The 2,384-nt window shown below is 32.8% G+C and carries 1 protein-coding gene; it reads right to left on the reverse strand.

What is annotated here, in order from left to right:
* Positions 1-304 precede the first annotated feature (304 nt).
* The coding region (gene topA / locus AC2LE6_RS08895; protein ID WP_484478905.1) for a type I DNA topoisomerase at positions 305-2,384 on the reverse strand (2,080 nt) is incomplete at its 5' end.

Raw genomic sequence — 2,384 nt, forward strand, 5'->3', positions numbered from 1 at the left:
ACTCTATAACTATAAAAAAAATACCCTATAAATAGGGAAAATCCGCCTCTCGGCGGATTAAGGAAGGGGATGTGTGAATAATTAAATTATTCACCATGCTATGTAAGGGATAAGTTGCGACATTGTCGCATCTTCAATATACCATATTTGACAATTGTTTGTCAACCTTTTAAGGTGAATTATAAGGTTAACCATTGATAGTTCAACTATCAAATAGCGTCGCATTGTTTAGCGATTAAATCAAAAAACGCATCCATTGACCATTCGTTTTACTTGGTTAAGGATGCGTTTTTGTTTATCAATGCTATTTGTCTCTTGAATATCCGCAAGTTTTTGTGTCTTGACAGATGATTTTTTCGTTATTGTCATCCATTAGTAATTGTCCACAATCTGGACAAATTTCACCAGTTGGTTTATAGAATAACATATTTTTACATTTTGGAAAGTTGTTACATGCATAGAATGTCTTACCTTTATTCTTACCACTCTTAGCCATACGTTCAACAATCTCACCTTCAGCACATTTCGCACATTTAACTCCAGTTGAAATTATTTCTTTTTTCACTGCGTCTTTTTGCTTAATGTATTTACAAGTTGGGAAATCTCCACAAGCTTCAAATGTTCCATATCTTGAGCTTCTAAATACCATATCATGTCCACAATTCGGACACTTCTCACCAGTAAATTTAGGTGCTAGTTTTTCCATATTTTTATTTGCGTTATCTACCATTGGTATGAATGCGTTATAGAAACTTGAAACAATATTTGTCTGTTCTTCATTTCCTGTTGATATATCATCTAAAACTTTTTCCATTCTAGCTGTATAATCAACACTAATTATCTGAGCGAAAAACTCATCTAATTTCTCTATTGTTAATTTACCTTGATCAGTAGGAATAAATTTCTTTTCTTTAACCGATACATATTTTCTTTTTTTCAAAGTAGAAATCGTTTGTGAATACGTAGATGGTCTACCTATTCCTAAGTCTTCCATTTCTTTGATTAATCTAGCTTCGGTAAATCTTGCTGGTGGTTTTGTAAAATGTTGTTGTTTATCAATTGATTCAGGTTTTATTTTACTACCAACTTCAATTACTGGTAGTTCACTTGTAGGCACAGTCTCATATTTACCATACACTTTTAAGTACCCGTCAAATACAAGTTCTTGTGCACTTGCTTTGAACATAACTTCATTTGATGTAAGTTCCATTGTTGTGCTTTTGATTATTGCTGGTTTCATTAATGATGCTATCGCTCTGTTATAGATTACAGCATATAACGAATGCTCGTCTTTTGTTAGATATTTCTTCATTTTTTCTGGAGTATTCAAGAAGTTTGTTGGTCTGATTGCCTCATGGGCATCTTGTATATTCACACCTTTTTTAGCAGGTTTAGCTGCTTTTACACGTCCAGCATATTCCTTACCATATGTCTCTTTAATATACTCAATTGCAGGAGTACTAAATGTATCACTCATTCTTGATGAATCGGTACGCATATACGTAATAAGACCAGTAGTCTCATAATCTAACTCAATACCTTCATATAGTTTCTGAGCAAGCAACATTGTTTTTTGAGAGCTAAAGTTTAGTTTATTACTAGCTTCTTGTTGTAAAGATGAAGTAGTAAATGGTAATTTAGTTTCTCTTTTTCTATCTTTAGATTCTACTTTAGTCACTTCGAATTCTTCATCTAGTTTTCTTAATAATAGATCAGTTTCATCTTCGTTACCTAAAGTGATATTTTTGTTTTTATATTTAAGTAGTTCTGCTTCAAACTCTTTGAAGATTGCTTTTACTTTCCAGTACTCTTCTTCAACAAAGGCATCGATAATTGCCTCTTTGTCTACTAAGATTTTCAATGTAGCACTTTGAACACGACCAGCAGATTTAGATTTTATTTTGTTCTGTAATAATTTGCTTAGTTTAAAACCAATTACTCTATCTAAGATTCTTCTTGTTTCTTGAGATGAAACTAAATCAAGATCTATATCTCTTGGTTCTTTAAATGCATCTAATACTGCTGACTTAGTAATCTCGTTAAAGATAACTCGTTTAGTCGGTTTATTCGCAGCATCAAGTACTTCAGCTAAATGCCAACTGATGGCCTCACCTTCACGGTCCGGGTCAGTTGCAAGATATAATTCATCTGCATTTTTAGCAGCTTTTGTTAATTCACTTACCACTTTTTTCTTTTCTTTTATTACGTCGTATTTGGGAGTAAAATTATTTTCTATGTCTAGTCCTAGTCCGCCTACTCCACTAATAGCTAAATCACGAATGTGTCCTTTTGAAGATAACACAGTGTATTCACTACCAAGGTATTGCTCAATTGTTTTACTTTTACTTGGTGATTCCACAATAACAAGTTTGTTCATGACTTCG

Source organism: Candidatus Izemoplasma sp., assembly GCF_982632705.1.